Source organism: Hymenobacter crusticola (assembly GCF_002154225.1).
Classification (GTDB): domain Bacteria; phylum Bacteroidota; class Bacteroidia; order Cytophagales; family Hymenobacteraceae; genus Hymenobacter; species Hymenobacter crusticola.
Window position 1 is genome coordinate 60,906 of the sequence record NZ_MTSE01000004.1, and the last position, 18,260, is coordinate 79,165.

Genomic DNA, 18,260 nt, shown 5'->3' on the forward strand with positions numbered 1-18,260 from the left:
CAAAACCGTCATGCTGAGCTGGCCAAAGCATGACGGTCTTTCCAACAAACCCACCTGCCTACTGCCGACGTGCCCCCGACCTAGGTGCCGTGGCTTTCGGGGCGGGCGCCTGGCCTGGTGCCGGCTGAGGCGCAGGCGAACTGCCGCCACTTTGGTAGGTGAGCTCCAGCAAGCAGCCTTTGCAGCTGGTGCCCTGCGGATCTTCCTTCGAAGGCCCTGAGGTGACGGAGGAGCTATCCGTGGCCAGGTAGATTTTGGTGCCGTCGGGGGAGAAAGCTAGGTCGCGGTAGCGCACGGGCGCCCGGAAGTAGGTGAGTGTGTCGCCCGTGACGCCGGTGCCGGCGGCGTTCAGTTGCAACCGAATGATCTTGCCGTGCTTAAGCGTGGGCAGCAGCAGCGAGTTTTGCCAGCCGGGAATGGCAGCGGCAGTATACACGGCTATGTTGCTGGGCGCCTCCGACGGCCACTCTGGCGCATCATGGTCGCCGTTGCGGGTCTTCACAAAAAGCTTATTCAGGAAGGCATTCGAGTTCGGGTACAGCGTCTTAATCGGGTCGCGGTAGTTGGCGCCGATGGCTTTCGCATTTTCGTTTTCGCTTTTGATAAACGGGTACGCCGTGTGCCACACGCCCGGCAAGCTCGCGTGATCTGAAACGCCGGCGGCTAGGCCATTGTAGTTGTTATCATTATAACCAATGACCAGCGGGTGGCCGTAGTTTTTGCCGCGCTCAATGATATTTACTTCGTCGTCGGAGAAAGGGCCGTGCTCGGAGGAGTACAAATGGCCTACACCACCAATAACAGCATACGCTAGCCCCTGCGGATTGCGGTTGCCGTACGCCCACACGGCGTTTTTGCGGGCAGCGGTAGAGAACGGATTGTCGTTGGGCACCCACTGGTCGGCGGCGTTGGCATCAGCGTCGGGCTCTAGGTTGAAGCGCAAGATTTTGCCCTCGTAGTGGTTCGGCTGCTGGGCGTGGTTGGGGCGGCCGCCGTTGTCGAACTGGCCCGCACCTAGGTCGCCGATGCCGTAGAAGAGGTAGTCTTTGCCCTCGACGGGCGCAATAGCGAGGCGGCCGCCGTTGTGGTCGCTGCTGCCCGGAATGGTGTCGCACAGCGTGACGGGGTTACCTAGCTTTTGGGCCTGCGGGTTATACTCGTAACGCACAAGGCGCGTGGTAAAAATATAGCCGCCGTAGTTGGGTTTGCCTCCTTTGCCAGGCTGGTTAGCACCGGCAAAGCGGTAGAGATACACCAAGTACACGTAGGGCTTGCCTTGCAACAACTGCGGGTGCAGAGCCATGCCCATTAGGCCGCCCTGAGGCCAGGGTTTGCCGCCGTCGAGGCTGTCCGAAACTTTGTCGTAGCGCGGGAATTGCCGCTCCTTGGTAAGGTCGAGCAGTACCTGTTTGCTGCCATCGGCGGGGTTGATGCGGCTGACCCGGAAGCCTTTCGCTTCCGTAATCCAGAGGTAGTTGTCGGGGCCATAGGTGACTTCCCACGGGTCGCTGAGCTGCCGCGCAATGATGCGGCGGCTGAAGACTTCCCCGCGCGGACCAGTTACCTGTTGGGCCGAGGCGCTTTGTAAAAGAAGAGCAAGTAAACCAACGAGGAGAATAAGCTTCTGAGGCATAAATTGAGTAAGTGAAATCCTGCACCGGTATCATTGAGCAAGCGACCAGCGCAACCTGCGTCCGTCGGTCGGGCGCCCTAGGCACCCAACCGGTTGCCGATAGAACGAAACGCAAGAAAGACAAGCGGGCACCTCGCTCGCCCCACCGCGCGCCGCCGACAACCAGACCGGCAGCGTCCCAACCTAGGGCCGGAGTAGGAGCGAGTCGCGTCATTGTACCCCAAAAGGGCCCTATGTGTTGTTAGCGCTGAGCTTCAATTCGTCCAACAACCAAGTGCCTAAGCAGCCGTACTGCTAGGCAGTTAGCCTGACCGGCAGATCGGATAGGTGTGGCCTTATAAAAGCCGGAAAGTCAAAGCATATGTGGGTTCTATTTTCCTTGTCGGCCGCGTTTCTGGCAGCTGTAGTGGTCACGTTGTCGAAAGCGGGCATCAAAAACGTTGATTCGAGCCTCGCTTTCGCTATCCAATCGGTCCTGATCCTGATTGTATCCTGGTCGGTGGTGATTTTCCAGGGAAATTTGCCCGACGTAACCCGCATCGAGCGCAAAGCCTGGATCTATCTGGTCATAGCGGGCGTCATTACGTGCTTGTCGTCGCTGTGCTCGTTTTACGCGCTGAAGCTAGGTGCCGCTTCTCGTACGTCGTCGCTGGACAAAGTGTCGCTGGTTTTCTCCATCACACTGGCCGTCATTTTTCTGAAAGACAAAGTGAACTGGCAGCTCATTGTGGGCGCCTTGTTGATGGCTGCAGGTGCTATTTTCGTTGTTTTCTCCAGCGACATAACCAAAAAGGAGGAGAAGGCTCCGGCAAGCAACCAAGCACAATAACACTGCCCCGCAGGAAAACATCAGGCTTGGTCGGGGAGTTGAATAGGTTCGAATCAGCTTCAACCCTCATGAAAGCCTACAAACTGCACGCGCCCAAAAGCCTGGATAACTTCCAGCTAGGTGACTACGACGAACCCACCATCCACGACAAACAAGTTAAGATTCAGGTAAAAGCCGTGTCGCTCAACTACCGCGATTGGGCCCTGGCTAATGGCTGGTTTGGCTACCCCGGCGAAAAGCTGCCGTTCATTCCCTTCAGCGACGCCGCCGGCTTAGTGACGGAAGTTGGCGCGGCCGTTACGAAGATTAAAGTAGGCGACCGAGTGGCCGTCAACTTCTTTCCCGAGTGGCACGCTGGACCTTTCTCCCTCCAAAAAACGCGCTTCTCCCTAGGTGGCAGCACCGACGGCGTGCTAGCCGAATACGTAGCCTTCGACGAAGAATCGGTGGTGAAAGTGCCCGATTCATTTTCCTACGAAGAGGCCGCGTGTTTCCCCTGCGCGGGTGTTACGGCGTGGCACGCCCTCGCTATTCAGGCCCAACTCAAGCCCGGCGACACGGTGTTGCTGCAAGGCACGGGTGGCGTATCCATCTTTGGTTTGCAAATCGCTAAGCTGTTTGGTGCACAAGCCATTATCACCTCCAGCAGCAACGAAAAGCTAGGTCGAGCCAAGAGCCTTGGCGCCGACCAAACCATTAACTACCAAGAGATACCCGATTGGGCCACCAAGACCCGCGAGCTGACTCAAGGTGAAGGAGCAGACTATGTGGTAGAAGTAGCCGGGAAGCTAGCCGACTCGCTGAAGGCGGTGAAGGCCGGCGGCAGCATCTTCCTGATCGGTGCCGTGGGCGGCCCTGCCTCCCCCGACGATGCGAAGAGCCTGCAAATGGCGCCCATTTTTATGAACCGGCTCCAAGCCATTTACGTGGGCAGCACCGAAATGCTAGCTGACCTGTTCAAGGCCTTCGACCAGAATAACATCAAGCCTATCATCGGCAAAACCTTCGGTTTCGACGAAGTGAAAGAAGCCCTGCAGTTTATGGGCAATGGCTCGCATTTCGGCAAAATCGTGGTGCAGTTCTAATTAAAGAAGACAAGTAGAGAAGTTAACTCATGGCTGAAACGCAAAAGAATTGGTTTATTACCGGCGCCTCCACTGGCTTAGGTGAAGCCTTGGCAACACTGCTTTTGAAGAAAGGCGACCGGGTTGTGGCAACCTTCCGCAAGCCCGAGCAAGTGGAGGCTTTCTCCCAAAAAGTGCCCGGCCAAAGCCTAGGGGTGCTGGCTGACATGACGAACGCTGAGCAAGTAGCCACCGCCGTGCAGCAGGCTATCGATGCCTTCGGCCGCCTCGATGTGGTGGTGAATAACGCAGGCTATGGCTCGCTGGGCAGCCTTGAGGAGATTCCAGAGGAAGAAGTGCAGCGGCAGTTTGACGTGAATGTATATGGGCCGCTGCGGCTTGTGCGGGCGGTGTTGCCCCACTTACGAGCGCAGAAATCGGGACACATTCTCAACGTCACCTCGGTGGGCGGGCTCATTGGCATGGCGCACGCGGGCATCTACAACGGGTCGAAGTTCGCGCTGGAAGGCCTAGGGGAGTCAATGGCCGCGCAGCTCAAGCCGCTGGGTATTCACGTCACCAACGTAGAGCCGGGGCCGTTCCGCACGAAGTGGGCGGGCGCTTCGGCCACCTACACTGAAAACAAGATTGCCGACTACGCCAGCACCGTGGGCGAGGGCCTGAAAGCCTCGCTAGGTCGGGACGGCAACCAAGCTGGCGACCCAGTGAAAGCCGCCGAAGCCATGTACCAGCTCGTGCGCCTGCCTAACCCACCGGTGCACCTGCTGCTCGGCGGTTTCGCTTACCAGATGACCCGCCAGAAATTGCAGGCCATGCTGAAGGAAATCGATGATTTCGCCTACCTCGGCGAGCCAACCGATTTTTAACCAAACTAGGGTACTGTAAAAGAGGCAGCCGGTGTACCGGTTGCCTCTTTTGTGTTTTTGGATAAAGCTTGTTTTAGCGGGGTGCCTTACCCTCCTAGAACGAGTACCTACTTACCTTTCATCTCCTCCGGCAATGCCGGAAAAAGTGCGGGCGCTTTGCGGTTCTTGGTGGCTTGCTCGTAGGCGTAGGTGTACTTGATGAGTGTTGGCTCGTCGAAGGGGCGACCTAGGAATTGAAGGCCGGCCGGCAGGTTGTCGTAGGTGAAACCCATGGGTACGGTGAAGGCTGGCTGTCCGGTGTGCGGGGCAATGAGCTGGCTGTTGTCACCCTTGTAGCCCTTGAAATCGCCGACTTTAGCGGGCGGGTTGTTCCAAGTGGGATAGATGAGGGCGCCGAGCTGGTAGCGGTCCATCACGTCGGTCACGGCTTTGCGGAAGGCGATGCGCCTGGGGTCGGTGTACGGGTCGGCGCAGGTGGAGCCTGCGGGCGTCGCGGCGTTCTTCTGATGGTACGTGAGGTTCTGGGCGATGTAGGGGGCGAATTTGCCAGAGGCAATAATCTCGCTGAGGTTCTTCACCGGCGCCTGCGGACCTAGGCCCGCGAGGTACTCGTTGATGTCGTGCTCGAATACAGAGCACCACTGATCCTTGCTCACGTTGGCAAAGTCGGGAATCTCGACGGGGTCAACGATGATGGCGCCTGCTTTCTTCAAGTCGGCTACGGCTTGCTCAAACAGGGCCTTTACCTGCGGGTCGGGGCTCCGTTCGCTCAGCGTTCGGAGCACACCAATGCGGGCGCCTTTCAGGCCATTTTTGTCGAGGGACTGCTGGTAGCTTTTCGGGATGTTGCCTTCGCTGTACTTGGTCAACGGGTCGGCGGGGTCAGCGCCGGCCATCACTTCGAGTAGGCGTGTCGCATCCGCGACGGTGCGAGTCATGGGGCCGCCGGTGTCGTTGCGCAAGTACAGCGGCGCGATACCGGCCCGGCTCACCAGACCTAGGGTCGGCCGGAAACCCACCAGCGCATTGTGCGACGAGGGTCCACGGATGGAATTGCCTGTGTCAGAACCTAGGCCCGCCGTGCCAAAATTGGCCGCGACGGCCGCGGCCGTACCACCGCTTGATCCGGCTGGTACGTGCAGCAAATTGTACGGGTTCAGCGTTTCACCCGCAATGGAGCTGATCGAGACCATGGGACTAAAGGCCCATTCCGCCATGTTCGACTTCGCCAGCACAATGGCCCCAGCTGCCTTCAACGACTTCACCGTAGTAGCATCCTCCGTCGGCATAAAGCCTTTCATGGCTAGCGAACCAGCGGTAGTCTGCAAGCCGGCCGTGTTATAATTGTCCTTGACAATAAGCGGAATGCAGTGCAGCGGCCGCAGCTTCTTGGTTTTCTGGTACTCAGCGTCGAGTTGCCGAGCTGTTTCAAGCGCCTGCGGATTGGTGAGGATAATGGCGTTCAGCTTGGTAGGCTGGTCATAGGCTTCAATGCGCCGCAGGTACGCCATTACGAGCTGCTCGCAGTTGCAGTCGCCTTTTTTGAGTGCTTGGTGCACGTCGCTAATCGTTGTTTCCTCCAGCTGAAACTTCGCCTTAGGCGGACGCGAATGCACAGGTGGTCGGCTGTAGCTGTGCAGCACAAAGGCGCTGAGCAACAGCAGGCAGCAGACGAAGAATAGTCGAATTCTATTCATGCGGGAAAGCTAGGGTTGACATAATGTAGTACGTGGAAACAGACGCACTGCCAAGTACGGCGTTGCAGCAATGGGTTGAACCTAGCCTTCCTTTAACCCGCTACTAGCGACGTTCAGTAGGTGTGCGCTTCGCAATTTCCCGTTCTACGCTACGGCGCCCTATTTGCCTGCGCAGTCTTTGCACTCTTGCAATGTGTTGAAGGGGACAGTGCCTCCGCAACCGCCCCAGGTAAACGGCATACACTTCTGCTCTTTGGGGTCATAGTAATACCGAACGAAAGCGGCATTGCACGGCCCCGCATCAGGGGCAAGTTGGCATTGCTCCGGTACGGCCGCTTCTGACTCTTTCTGGCAATTGGTGAGCAGCAGCATAAAAGCTAAGCTAGCTGAATACAGGTAAGTAGCATAATGTCTCATGCCAGGAAGAGGCCGCGAGAGACGCAATGGTTGCAAGTATGCCCGAGTATATAGTTAGGTTAGGTAATAACCTAAGTTGCAGCGCAAGACCAGCGCTAGATGTTAGCGCTAGTTCCTCTCCTTTTTTCAGGGAGAGCTAGGGGTGATCCGCAACTTGCGTTGAGGAACTACGCCTTCTGCAGACTAAAAAATGTTACTGCCGTTTGGTGCCCACAGAGGGCGCAGTGCTCTTATTTACTCACTTACTACCTGCCACATAAAACACGAACCGTCTTTGCGGTCGGGGCGGGTGCCGGGGGCGTCGGCGGCGCAGAGGCTGCCGCTACGCGGAATAGAGAGCAGGTAGCGGTGGTTGCTCAGGTTCATCAGCATCAGGTCGCCGCGCAGCATGTCTTGCCACTGGAACGTGTTGGCATCACTAGGCTGGCCTTTGACGATGCGCACTTCGCCCATGCCGGCTAGGCCCACCACCGTCACGAGTCCGCCGTCCGACTCTGCGCCGCCAGCCGATTCGAGCGAAACGCGGCCTTGCCCCCGGTCTACCACGCGGAAGCGCGCCGCATTGCCTTTAGCCAGTGGGCTATTAAGCGGTACCGGCCGCAACCAGCCGCGCCAGTTGATGAGCACGGTGCTGTCGGCTAGGCTCGTAAGCGTGATGGTTTTGCTTACCGGAATTGGTTGGGTCAAGCCCTTGGCGCGGGGCTGGTCCACCACGAATCGGTCGAAATCTGCGTAACCGCCGGCTGTGCCTTGGGTGTTGAAGTTGAACAGCGTGTAGCGAATCCCCTGGAACGTGCGGAGCTGATACGGCAGCTTGATCTGGCCGCCCATGGCCTGAAACGTGGTGCCATCGGTGCTGTAGTGCAGGGTAGCTAGGTCAGTGTCGAAGTTGCAGTGCGCCCGCAGCCACACTTTGGAGGCTTTGATGGGCTGACGTTCCAGCTTCTCGGTTTGCTGGTCGTATTGCTGCACCTCGAAGCCCTCCGTTGTGCGCGCCACGCCGATCCAGGTGTACGGGAAGTTGAGTAGGGCTAGGCCAGCCACGTCGCCCACTTTCAAGCCTTTCAACTCCAACTCCGTCGTGGGCGTCGACTCGGGACCGATGGCGCGCTGGGTAAGCGAGTTGCGCGCCGAGAAGAAGTCCTTAGCCGGCAGAGCGTGTAGGCGCAGGAACCCCTTGCGCTCCGTGAGCGACCACTTGGTATCATCCGGCAGGTGGTTCCATTGCCAAAGCGGGTTAAGCTTAGTGGTGCTGAATTCGTCATTGCGCTTGAAGGGCGCCATCGGGGGCGAGCTAGCTCCCGTGTTGGGCTTTACCCAGGTGCGGGGCGAGCGTTTCAGGTTGCCAGGCAAGCCGAAATAAGGCCAGCCGTTGGTCCACGTGACGGGCGAAATGGTCAGCAGGCGACCCACGGCGTTGTAGTCCATCATCGAGAATCCCCACCACTCGCCGGTCGCCGTTTGCACAATACCGCCTTGGTGCATCGGGATGGCCGAGGCAAAATCGTTGGTGGGCTGCGTGAGCTTGAAAGGAGGCGTGCGGCCTGGCTGCAAGCGCCAGTTTACGCCAATACCTAGGGCCTCTTCGGCGCTGATTACCGTTACCTCATAAGGGCCGGTAGCTTTGTCGGCGCGGGCGCATACCATCATCCCAATCGGGTCGTAGATGGTATTAGTGATGTAATACTTGCCGTTAATCTTGTAGAAGTGGGACCCTTCGCCTACGCCGCTGCCTTTCGGAATGAGCACTTGCTCGGTGCCAGGCTTGGTGTCGGTGAGGTCGTCGGTGAGCTCGGCAATCTTCAGCTCATCGTAACCCCAGATAACGTAGGTCTTGCCGTCGTCATCAAACAGCACCGACAGGTCGTGGAAGGACTTTTTGAGTTCCGTGTGCGTCCAGGGGCCGGCCGGGTTGGTGGCGGTGTAGAGCTGCGTGGTGCGCCCGTTCACGTTGGTGAAAATGTGAAACTTACCCCGCGCGTAGCGAAACGACGGCGCCCAAATGCCTTGGCCGTACACGCTTTTGCCATCTTCGAGGCGGTACGCTGGGCCAAAGTCTAGCTTCTCGGCGGCGTAGCTCATCAGCTCCCAGTTAACGAGGTCTTTGGAGTGCAGCACCGGTAAGCCCGGCATGGTGTGCATGGTGGTGCCCGTCAGATAGAAATCATTGCCAACGCGGATGAGGTCAGGGTCGGAAAACTCCTCGTAGAAAAGCGGATTGGTGAAGGTGCCATTGCCATTGTCGGCCACCCAGGTGCGTTCGGTGGAGGCCGCCGTTTTAGGTGCTTTGGCGCGGCGTTGGGCGTGAGCAGAGCTAGGTAAGAAGCTAGCCGCTATGGTGAAACCAAGCAGTAAAGCCGAGCGGCTCAGAAAAGAAAACGGGACAAAATGAGGCATGCGTGAGAAGAAAGAACAAGCTAGGCCACCTGTCATTCCGAGCAGCGTGAGGAATCTGAGTAAGTCGCTACCGTATTCGTTCAGATTCTCCGCGTCGCTCGGAATGACAAGTGGCCTAGCTATTGATGATTAGTTTGGTAGTGGTGACTCAAAAAAGGACGACCGATTGGTCGTCCTTTTTAGCGTTAACAAAATGACTCGTTTCCGATCAGAACTCTATTTTCTGTACTGGCGAGTAGAATAACTCTGCCACGCCTTGGGTTTTTACCCCGACACGAGCATAACAGTAGCCCTTTAAGGAACCAGGTACAATGTAAGTTAGATTCAAGTCCTTATTCAGATCGGCTAATGCTGAACCGGCCAGTACGTTGCGTATGTTCAATTTCGTTTCGGCTTCTGTCTGTACCGCGCCATTGTTGGTGTCTACAAATTGCGTGGAGCTTACAAAGAGGGTGACAGATTCTATGTTCCGACCAGTAGCAACTCGGCTCACGCGGCAAGTGGCGTTAATGTTGTTGCCAGATTTCTCGAAACGAGAATTACTCACTACGTAGTAAGGCTGTACTGGCACGTCGACTACCGTATTGCCTTTCACTTGCACGTCGATACTGTCGGTGTTGTTTACCCAAGGGCCACTGTCGCGGAGGCGTACGAGCTTGTAGTTTCCATCAAACAAGGTGGCCGAATAAGTACCATCCTGGTTGACGTACACTGGAATCTTGGTGAATAGCTGATAGCCACGCTGCCAAAGCTCCAGTTGCACACCGTTGGTACGCACGCCCACGGGCTGGTCCTGGTAGAGCACTCGTCCACTGAGGGTCGAGCTAGGTGGGTCCACGCTGTCGAGTTCACAACCGGTCAACAAGAAGGCGCCGACCAAGAAGAGGTTGAATAGTGCTTTCATGAGAAGACCTTATTGGAAAGGATTGCGAACAATCTTGGGGTTGTTGTTGATGACCGATTGGTCGATGAAGGAGTAGTAGTTGAGCACCTGGAAGTTGCGCGGCGTGCGGAAACGCGGGGCCACTTTCCGGTCGAACACGTACTTGCCGTCGAGGGGGCTACCAGGGCGCACCACGCGGTAGGGGAATAGTACGTAGGCCACGGCGCTATACGTATTGGCGTTACCGTTCCACACTTGGTGAGCAATGCGCCACCGCTTCAAATCCCATACGCGGTGGTCTTCGAAGGCTAGCTCCACCCGGCGCTCGTTCTGAAGGCGCGCGATGTTTAGCGTGCTTGCAGTAAGGCTATTAGCGGGGAAGCCAGCCCGCTCCCGTACGCGGTTCACGTAGGTCAGCGCATCGCTGGTCTGTCCTAGCTCGAGAGCTGCTTCAGAGGCGTTGAGCAATACTTCGCCGAGGCGGAAGCGTACCCACCACACGTCGCTCAAGATACCGCGGGTACTGGTTTTAGGCACCGGATCGATGTACTTGCGCAGGTAGAAGCCCGTGTTTGAAACTTCTACCTGGGTAGCCTGGGGCCCCGAGCTACCCGTCAGCAGCTTGCCGTCGCCAGTCGGGAAGGCCGTACCGCCGTAGTTGCTTGATAAACCGCCTTCAATGGTTTGGTAGTCGTTCGTGGTAGCGTTCCAAACTTTTACGCCAGCTTGGATCTGCACCTCCTGCCCCCGGAACGTAGTGCCAGGGTAGATAACCGTGCCGTAAAGGCGGGCGTCCTTATTGGCAAAAGGTGCGCTGAGGTTATCATAGTAGATATAATCGGTATCGGCGGCGTTGCGCGTCCGGATCTGCCCTGAGGTACCATCTAGGTACTCGTAGGCTTCTACCAGGTTCAGGATGGGCGAGATGATGGACGACGACAAGTTATCCTCCCGAATACCGCGGGGAATGTTGTCGTAGGTGAAGCCGTGGCGGCGGCTTTTGGCCGTCAGGAAGTCCTTGGCAAAAATCACCTCGGAGTTCGGCGCCTTCTTGGTAATGGCATCAAAGAAGTTCTCCCCTAGGTTGGGGTTCGTCTTGTACAAGGCATAAGGCCCGGCAATAACTTCTTTGGAAGCATCCAATGACTTCTGGTAGTACTCCGTTGCCCGCGACGAAGGAATGCCAACTTCCCCACCCGCCGTCTGAATGTTGAGGCCCGACAAGGAGTTGTACTTGGCAATGGAAGCCGCATAGAGCATAGCTCGGCTCTTCAGCGCCATGGCCGTGTAGCGGTTGGCGCGAGTGTTGCTGCCGTCGTTGCCAATGGTGCCCTTAATCGCATCTAGCTCGCTGGCGATGAAGTCGTATACTTCCGACTCTTTGTTGCGTGGATTCTGCAGGGCAGAAGCATCGCCGCTGAAGTCGTAGATCAGCTGATTGGTGATGATAGGCACGCCGCCCATCCGTTTCACCATTTCGAAGTACACGTAAGCCCGCAGAAAACGTAACTCCGATTTGAACTGCGTTTTCTGCGTATCCGACAGCGTCGTGCTAAACTTGTCGAGGTTATCCAGGGCTAGATTAATGTCGCGGATCAGACCATAATCCCAGTACGTCCAGCGGTTGGTGCCAAAGGTGAAGAGGTCATTGGGCCCGTTGCCGTTGCCCGCCCACAGCGCCTCGTCGTAGGCGGTGAACTGTTCCCAGCCAGCGTCAATCTGCGAGTGGGAAGGCAGGCGGTCGTAGTAGTTAGCCAGCAAGCTGGTAATCAGGTTAGGGTCGTTCCAGATCTGGTCTTCCTTAACGATGGTAGGCGATTCGCGGTCGAGGAAATCCTTCTCGCAAGCCGACAAACCCGTCAGCAGACCTAGGCTCAGGATAAAGGTTTTATAAGAGAGCTTCATGAGTCAGGCGGGAAGAATTAAAAGCTGATAGCAAAACCGGCGTTGAACAAGCGCTGGGGGGGATAAACTAGACCACCGTTAGAAGAAATTTCGGGGTCAGTATCGAGGTCTTTGATGTTCGTCAGCACGTACAGGTTAGTGGCATTTACGTACACGCGGCAGGCCGAAACGCCAACTTTGCTCAGGACGGGTTTCGGGAGGTTGTAACCTACCTCCAAGTTGCGTAAGCGCAGGTAGCGGACGTTGGTGACCCAGAAGTCATTGCGGTTGTTGTAGTTCGCATGACCAGCTGCATCGCGCCGGATGGGTGGGTACTTGCCGGGTATCCAGGGGCTATCCGAATTGTAAGGGTCGGCGTGGTGCCAGCGGTCCTCGAAGATGTAATCGGGTGAGGTGCCATTGTTCTGGAACGGAATACGCATTTCTACCTCGCGGCGGAAGGTTTGCATGCTAGCCCCCACAATATCGAAGCTCAGCGTAAAGCCTTTGTAGCCTAAGGTCGTATTGAAGGCATAGTTGAACAAGGGTGGTGCCCCTTCAATGTAGCCAATAGGACGCTCATCGAGGCCATTGATCAGACCATCGTTGTTTACGTCCTTATAGATGAAGTCACCTGGCAACTGAGTGCGGTTACCCTGCCCATCGTTGTTAACCGTGTAGTCAGCAATCTGCTGCTCCGATTGGAACTGCCCAATCACCTGGTAGCCCCAGTTAATGTCTCCCCAGCGATTTACAAAGGAGTTACGGTACTCATTTATAGAGTTGCCGAAGCGAGGCTTGTACTGTTGCAGGTCACGGCGGCGGGCCAAAGTAGCGTTAGCGCTTACCGTGTAGGTGAGGCCTCCAGCTTGGTTGGAATAGGTTATCAGACCTTCTAAGCCGCGAGTGGCATCGGAGTTGAGGTTAGCTTGTGGCAATCCGTATCCTACTTCGCTGGGCAGCAGGATATCGTACTGCGCGGCAGGCAAGCCTTTGCGACGACGCTCAAATACGTCGAATTGGCCCGAAATCTTGCCATTCAAGAAGCCGAAATCCACGCCGACGTTCGAGGAGATGTTTGTTACCCACGAAAGCGTCGTAATAGGTAAGCCGCGGGGACGCACGCCAAACACGTAGTTACCGTTGAAAATAGCACTTCCCGAGGGGAAGTCGTAACCTGGTACGTAGCTGTAGGGCGCTACCACGAAGTTGTTGTTGCCGTAGTCATCTAGGCCGGTGCGGCCGTAGCTGCCACGAAGCTTCAACTCGCTTAGTACGCTGCTTCCCTTGAGGAAGGGCTCTTCCGTTAAGCGCCAGCCAACAGATGCTGCGGGGAAAAAGCCATAACGTTTGCCGGGCGCAAACAGCCAGGAACCGTCGTAACGACCCAAAACTTCCAGCAGGTACTTCTGCTTGTAGTTGTAGTTTACCCGGCCAATGTAGCCTGCTCTGGCCCGTTCCGAGCGATCATCAGCTAGGTAATCTTGGCTGGCAAACAGCTGAATTGGGATGGTATTGTTGGGCGGTACGGTGTGAATAACGCTGTTACGGTCATCTGTGTCGTAGCGCTCGTAAGCCGCTACGGCCGCAACGCCATGGTCGCCAAACTGCTTGTTATACGTTAGCTGTAGCTGGCCGAAGCGGTCGAGAATATTGCGACGACGCGTCTCACGCCAAGGGTTCTGGTTGCCCCAACCCGGCTGGGTGAAGTAGGTATCCTTCGCCGCATCGTACTGGTAAGCGTTGTAGGTGTACTCGAAGCCGTCGAAGTTGAAGTTGGTGTAGTTGTACGAGCCCGTAGCGCGAGCCGTCAAACCAAAATCAAAGCTGTACTCCGCGAAAAGGTTGGCCTTCGCCGCGCGCCAGTCTTCCTGAATCGGACCCGTAATGTCCTTATCGTAGGTTGCCGGATTGACGTTGACGTTGTGGGTTTGGTTGATGTATTTGGGGTTGTCATTCGCATACGGCCGCTCGGTAGGCCACATGCTGAAAATGCTCAGGAAGGGGTTGAAGTAGTCATCCAATCCTGGTACGCCCGCCTGAAAACGATCCTCGTAGCGTGCGCTGATCTGCGTACCAATCTTCAAGCGAGGAGTTACTCGCGCTTCGATGTTGGACTGCAAGTTGGTGCGCTTGAAGTGGAAGTCTTTGATAAGTGCTTCCTGGCTTAAGTGCGTGCCCGACAAATAGTACGTTACGTTGTCGGTGCCGCCGGAGAGGCTAGCATTTGCGTAGTATTGCGGCACGTTAGGCCGCATCACCATCTTATAGTAGTCGTAGCTCTTATAGCCGTTTTCAGTGCCAGCACGCCACTTCTCCAATTCGGCAGCTGTTAGCGGAGCACCGGAAACAGGATCGTTTACTACATTGGGCGCGCGACGTGCTTGCTGGGCTAGGTTCTGCTCCGACTCCACGAGGGCACGCTGGTGCTGGTACGCATTAGCGGGGTGCGGATACTTCGTGAAGTTCTGCAAACCGTAGTAGCCCGAGATGCTGATGGTCGGTTTCTGACCCGTTTTACCACGTTTCGTAGTTACCAGCACAACACCGTTAGCGGCCCGCAGACCATAAATAGCGGCCGAGGCATCCTTCAGAATCGAAACGTTCTCAATGTCGGCGATACCTAGGTTGTTGAACTGCCCTACGTCGGACACAATGCCGTCGATAACATACAGCGGGTCACCTAGGTTACGAATCTGGATGGTCGAGCCAGCACCAGGGCGCGCATCGGGCTGACGGGCCGTGATGCCGGGCACGCGGCCTACCAGCGCACTGGTGGCAGCTACCGCCGGCGTACGCAGAATGTCCTCGGATTTAACACTGCTCACAGCGCCCGTCACCGTTGCCCGCGACTGGGTGCCGTAGCCTACGACTACTACTTCGTCTAGGGCTTTCTCATCGGCGGCAAGCTTGATGCTCATGCGGGCCGTGCTCGAGGCGGGGAGCTCCTGCGTCTGGAAACCAATAAAGGAAAAGACGAGCGTGCTACCTTCCTCTGGCACGTTCAGTGTGAATTGGCCTTGGGCATCGGTGGTTACGCCCCGGGTGGTGCCTTTTAGCACCACGTTTACGCCGGGTAGCGCCTCCCCTTTGGTGTCGGTTACAACGCCCCGAACGGTAACGTCGGCGCGGAGCGTAGGCGAAGTAGAAGCTGCTGTTGTAAGTGATTTCGTGGCTGGGGCATAACGTGCATGATCGTCGTCGGGCGCACCGGATGCAACGCTCACAGTAGCGCACAGAGCCAATGGCACGAGGGAGCCGCGAACGGCGCTACGAACGAAAGCAGTTCGTATTCTTCTTTTCATAAGCTTGTATGAATTATGGTGAGAAAGGGAGGGAAATGGTGAGAAAGCTCAAGGCCAATGTGTAGGAGCGGCATGTGGGAGCAGTGGGCAACTATTTATTTTTGGCCTTGAGAGAAACAGGTGAAGAATTTATGAAGGAAACAGCTCAATCGTTTGTCGCAATCGATTGCATTGGTGCTATCACAATCGATTGTGCATCTATGTTTTGGATTTATATCTAGTTGATTAATAGGCGCATAAAGATGAAAAAATGCGCCAATGATTGCTCGGAAGCGAATTGGATGTGTAATACTAGAAAAATAAAAGATTTATACCAACACGGCCTCCGATTTTATTGTGCTCAGGCAATCTGAAATTGGATGGAATTGGGGGTAGAGCCGAAGCCACGGACTTAGGGGCGGGAGCTAGGTCAGGTGTGCTATTTGTAGTGAGTATTGCTGATCGAATAAAAGGTTTTAATGGCATGAGTCCGAAACTCCACCACGACCTCCCGTCGAAGCTAGGCGTATACAACAGCTCCAAACCAACACCCCCTCATGGACTATATCCGCTTAGGTCAAACTGGCCTGAAAGTTTCTAAAATCTGCCTGGGCACAATGACCTACGGCACCCCCACCGACCGCTGGCCCTGGGCTCTGAACGAGGAGCAAAGCCGTCCCTTCATCCAGAAAGCCTTGGAGCTAGGTATCAACTTCTTCGATACCGCCGACGTGTACTCCAACGGGGCCAGCGAGGAGGTAGTGGGCCGCGCCCTGCGCGACTTCGCCAAGCGCGACGAAATCGTACTGGCCACCAAAGTGTATAACCCCATGGGCCCCGGTCCCAACAACAAAGGCCTGTCGCGCAAGCATATCATGAGCGCCATCGATGCTAGCCTCCAGCGCCTAGGCACCGACTACGTCGACCTCTACCAGATTCACCGCTGGGACTACGAAACGCCCATTGAGGAGACGCTGGAAGCGCTGCATGACGTGGTGAAGGCTGGCAAAGCGCGCTACATCGGCGCCTCGTCGATGTACGCGTGGCAGTTTGCGCAGGCGCTGTACGTGGCCGATTTGCACGGCTGGACGCGCTTCGTGAGCATGCAGCCGCACTACAACCTGGTGTACCGCGAGGAAGAACGCGAGATGCTGCCGCTGTGCGCCGACCAGAAGATCGGCGTGATTCCATGGTCGCCGCTGGCGCGTGGGTTGCTCACGGGGGGCCGCAGCAAGGAGCGCAACGAAACCGAGCGCGCCAAAACCGACAACTTCGGCAAGTCACTCTACGGCCGCGACGATGACTTCGACGTGGCCGACCGCGTAACGGAAATTGCCCAAGAACACGGCCTGCCCAACGCACAGATTGCGCTGGCCTGGATGCTGTCAAAGCCCGTCATTACGTCGCCTATCGTGGGTGCTAGCAAGCCGGGGCACCTCGAAGACGCCGTCGCTGCCGTGTCGGTGAAGCTCTCAGACGAGGAAATCAAGCGGTTAGAGGAGCTCTACCAGCCGCACCCAGTGCTAGGTTTTTCGTGAGGTAGGTGGGAGGCTAGGCTTGTTAAAAAGAAGTCTTGGTCTTAAAGCTTACCTTCTTACAAAAAGGTCGTCATGCTGAGTTGCGAGCATGACGACCTTTTTGATTGTTGATCCGGATCCTGGGAACCTAGCTTTTCTGAAGATATTATCTGAATAAGTAGATGGATTATTAGAAATGTTATTTTTGGCTCAAAGCAAACCTTCTGCGGATCATTCCCGCTGACTAAACCTTGCTTCCGCTGAGCATTATGAGCAACATGATTCAGTTTGTCGCCAACCACGACGATCTGTCCACTGACAAAGGCTTCCAATTCAAGTTCTACTGCGACAAGTGCCGCAACGGCCATATGTCGCGGTTTCAGCCTAATGGTGTTGGTATTGCAGGTGAATTAATGCGCGCCGCTGGCAGCTTATTTGGCGGGCTCTTCTCTGATGCTGGTAATGCCGCTTACCACGTACAGCGGGCTATTGGCGGCAAAGCCCACGACGATGCCTTGGAAAAGGCGGTGCTGGAAGGCAAGCAATATTTCAAGCAATGCACGCGCTGTGGCCATTGGGTGTGCCCGGATGTGTGCTGGAACGGCAAAGCCGGCCTCTGCGAAGACTGTGCCCCCGACGAGCACGAGGAGCTAGCTGCCCAGCAAGCCCAGGCTAGCCGGGAGCAGATTTACACCAAAACGCGCCAGCAGGATTACACCAAAGAACTCGATTTCCTGAACCGCGGCGGCATTGCGCAGTGCCCAAAGTGTAGCGCCAAACTCAACCCCGGTCAGAAGTTCTGCCCCGAGTGCGGCACGTCGAATACGGCGGCGCAAGGCAAGGAGAAGTTCTGCGTGGATTGCGGCACGAGCATGAAAGCCGAACAGCGCTTTTGCGCCGAGTGCGGGACGAAGCAATAGGTGCCGTGCGCTTCCAAGTGACGCGAGGGATCTGAGGTACTCTTAGAGAGGAAAACTGGAAAGAACCGATCAGAACCCTGGTATCATTGCTGGGTGCTCGGCCGAATCTATAATCCGGCCGAGCACCTAGTTACTTTTCACTGCGGTTGCTAAAGGTGTAAGCTATTTTGTAAAACGTAAGCTAGAGACAACGGAAAGCGCAGCACCAAGAGTTAATAACTCAACGAAGTTTGTGCATAGAAGCGCTCAATCTGGATCATTACGCAGCAGAGTAGCGTGAAAACAAGAATGGCGCGGCAGTAAAAGTCCGAGAGCTAGATTACGCGAGAAGCAAGTAATCCTCTACCATCAAGTTACTTAGTACTAAGTAAGCTACGGGCGCAGCATGTGAATATGCTCAATGTCGTCCTCGAGGTAAATATCGTCTTGCTGCTCGAAGCCGAAGCTCTGGTAGAATGCTCGCAAGTAGTACTGCGCCCCAATCTTAATCGGCTGTGGGCCAAACAATGTGTCGCACTGTGCGATGGCTTGCTGCATCAGCTCCCGACCTAGGCCGTAACGCCGATACTTAGGCGATACCACCACCCGGCCAATACTCACCTGCTCGTAGGACTTGCCCGCGTCGAACAGGCGTGCGTAGGCAGCTAAGTCGCCGTTTTCGGCTAAGCCTAACAAATGGTAGGCGGGCTCGTCTTGGCCGTCAATATCCTGGAAGACGCAGGTTTGCTCCACTACAAATACTTCGCTGCGGAGCTGTAATAAGGCGTAGAGCTCCGTGAGAGCTAGGTCGTGGAAGGGCTTGGTGATCCAGCGCAGGGTCATAAGAGTAACAGAGTAGCGGAAAGGAG

The 18,260-nt window shown here is 56.1% G+C and carries 13 protein-coding genes; 5 read left to right on the forward strand and 8 right to left on the reverse strand.

The features are described 5' to 3' along the window. Window positions 1-58: 58 nt before the first annotated feature. Window positions 59-1,633, reverse strand: coding sequence for a PQQ-dependent sugar dehydrogenase (locus BXP70_RS09620; protein WP_086593854.1), 1,575 nt, complete (start codon window positions 1,631-1,633; stop codon window positions 59-61). A 361-nt stretch (window positions 1,634-1,994) separates the two neighbouring features. Between BXP70_RS09620 and BXP70_RS09625 the strand changes: the two genes are divergently transcribed. The 3 genes from BXP70_RS09625 to BXP70_RS09635 all read left to right on the forward strand — a co-directional run bounded on the left by BXP70_RS09625 (window position 1,995) and on the right by BXP70_RS09635 (window position 4,413). Next, on the forward strand, window positions 1,995-2,462 hold the full coding sequence (locus BXP70_RS09625; protein WP_086593855.1) for an EamA family transporter: 468 nt from the start codon (window positions 1,995-1,997) through the stop codon (window positions 2,460-2,462). Window positions 2,463-2,530: 68 nt separating this feature from the next. Next, window positions 2,531-3,547, forward strand: coding sequence for a zinc-dependent alcohol dehydrogenase family protein (locus BXP70_RS09630; RefSeq protein ID WP_086593856.1), 1,017 nt, complete (start codon window positions 2,531-2,533; stop codon window positions 3,545-3,547). A gap of 29 nt (window positions 3,548-3,576) precedes the next feature. After that, complete coding sequence (locus BXP70_RS09635; protein ID WP_086593857.1) at window positions 3,577-4,413, forward strand: oxidoreductase; 837 nt, start codon at window positions 3,577-3,579, stop codon at window positions 4,411-4,413. 107 nt (window positions 4,414-4,520) lie between these two features. Here the strand turns inward: BXP70_RS09635 and BXP70_RS09640 are convergent, their stop codons facing one another. The 6 genes from BXP70_RS09640 to BXP70_RS09665 all read right to left on the reverse strand — a co-directional run bounded on the left by BXP70_RS09640 (window position 4,521) and on the right by BXP70_RS09665 (window position 14,996). Continuing rightward, a complete protein-coding gene (locus BXP70_RS09640) occupies window positions 4,521-6,110 on the reverse strand; it encodes an amidase family protein (protein WP_086593858.1) in 1,590 nt (529 codons plus the stop codon). A 159-nt stretch (window positions 6,111-6,269) separates the two neighbouring features. Beyond that, window positions 6,270-6,527 carry a BPTI/Kunitz domain-containing protein gene (locus BXP70_RS09645; RefSeq protein ID WP_086593859.1) on the reverse strand — a complete coding sequence of 86 codons (258 nt, stop codon included), beginning with the start codon at window positions 6,525-6,527 and terminating at the stop codon, window positions 6,270-6,272. Window positions 6,528-6,761: 234 nt separating this feature from the next. Next, the gene (locus BXP70_RS09650) at window positions 6,762-8,924 is read right to left on the reverse strand and encodes a glycoside hydrolase family 43 protein (protein WP_086593860.1); all 2,163 of its coding nucleotides are present in this window, start codon (window positions 8,922-8,924) and stop codon (window positions 6,762-6,764) included. Window positions 8,925-9,132: 208 nt separating this feature from the next. Continuing rightward, entirely contained in the window at window positions 9,133-9,828 is a 696-nt protein-coding gene (locus BXP70_RS09655; protein ID WP_086593861.1) for a DUF3823 domain-containing protein, read from the reverse strand. 9 nt (window positions 9,829-9,837) lie between these two features. Next, the gene (locus BXP70_RS09660) at window positions 9,838-11,712 is read right to left on the reverse strand and encodes a RagB/SusD family nutrient uptake outer membrane protein (protein WP_086593862.1); all 1,875 of its coding nucleotides are present in this window, start codon (window positions 11,710-11,712) and stop codon (window positions 9,838-9,840) included. Between the two features lie 17 nt (window positions 11,713-11,729). Next, window positions 11,730-14,996, reverse strand: coding sequence for a SusC/RagA family TonB-linked outer membrane protein (locus BXP70_RS09665; RefSeq protein WP_086593863.1), 3,267 nt, complete (start codon window positions 14,994-14,996; stop codon window positions 11,730-11,732). Window positions 14,997-15,532: 536 nt separating this feature from the next. Here BXP70_RS09665 and BXP70_RS09670 point away from each other — a divergent pair. Continuing rightward, complete coding sequence (locus BXP70_RS09670) at window positions 15,533-16,513, forward strand: aldo/keto reductase (RefSeq protein ID WP_086593864.1); 981 nt, start codon at window positions 15,533-15,535, stop codon at window positions 16,511-16,513. A 248-nt stretch (window positions 16,514-16,761) separates the two neighbouring features. Next, window positions 16,762-17,412 (forward strand): zinc ribbon domain-containing protein, encoded by a 651-nt coding sequence (locus BXP70_RS09675; protein WP_218779769.1) that lies wholly within the window; start codon window positions 16,762-16,764, stop codon window positions 17,410-17,412. Between the two features lie 372 nt (window positions 17,413-17,784). Here BXP70_RS09675 and BXP70_RS09680 read toward each other — a convergent pair whose 3' ends face one another. Further along, entirely contained in the window at window positions 17,785-18,234 is a 450-nt protein-coding gene (locus BXP70_RS09680) for a GNAT family N-acetyltransferase (protein ID WP_086593865.1), read from the reverse strand. Window positions 18,235-18,260: the final 26 nt, after the last annotated feature.

Excerpts from the sequence above, each read along its gene's own strand:
- BXP70_RS09670 (WP_086593864.1), top strand. The coding sequence starts at position 15,533 with ATGGACTATATCCGCTTAGGTCAAACTGGCCTGAAAGTTTCTAAAATC.
- BXP70_RS09635 (WP_086593857.1), top strand. The coding sequence starts at position 3,577 with ATGGCTGAAACGCAAAAGAATTGGTTTATTACCGGCGCCTCCACTGGC.
- BXP70_RS09625 (WP_086593855.1), top strand. The coding sequence starts at position 1,995 with ATGTGGGTTCTATTTTCCTTGTCGGCCGCGTTTCTGGCAGCTGTAGTG.
- BXP70_RS09650 (WP_086593860.1), bottom strand. The coding sequence starts at position 8,924 with ATGCCTCATTTTGTCCCGTTTTCTTTTCTGAGCCGCTCGGCTTTACTG.
- BXP70_RS09680 (WP_086593865.1), bottom strand. The coding sequence starts at position 18,234 with ATGACCCTGCGCTGGATCACCAAGCCCTTCCACGACCTAGCTCTCACG.
- BXP70_RS09640 (WP_086593858.1), bottom strand. The coding sequence starts at position 6,110 with ATGAATAGAATTCGACTATTCTTCGTCTGCTGCCTGCTGTTGCTCAGC.
- BXP70_RS09665 (WP_086593863.1), bottom strand. The coding sequence starts at position 14,996 with ATGAAAAGAAGAATACGAACTGCTTTCGTTCGTAGCGCCGTTCGCGGC.
- BXP70_RS09620 (WP_086593854.1), bottom strand. The coding sequence starts at position 1,633 with ATGCCTCAGAAGCTTATTCTCCTCGTTGGTTTACTTGCTCTTCTTTTA.
- BXP70_RS09660 (WP_086593862.1), bottom strand. The coding sequence starts at position 11,712 with ATGAAGCTCTCTTATAAAACCTTTATCCTGAGCCTAGGTCTGCTGACG.
- BXP70_RS09645 (WP_086593859.1), bottom strand. The coding sequence starts at position 6,527 with ATGAGACATTATGCTACTTACCTGTATTCAGCTAGCTTAGCTTTTATG.
- BXP70_RS09655 (WP_086593861.1), bottom strand. The coding sequence starts at position 9,828 with ATGAAAGCACTATTCAACCTCTTCTTGGTCGGCGCCTTCTTGTTGACC.
- BXP70_RS09675 (WP_218779769.1), top strand. The coding sequence starts at position 16,762 with ATGAGCAACATGATTCAGTTTGTCGCCAACCACGACGATCTGTCCACT.
- BXP70_RS09630 (WP_086593856.1), top strand. The coding sequence starts at position 2,531 with ATGAAAGCCTACAAACTGCACGCGCCCAAAAGCCTGGATAACTTCCAG.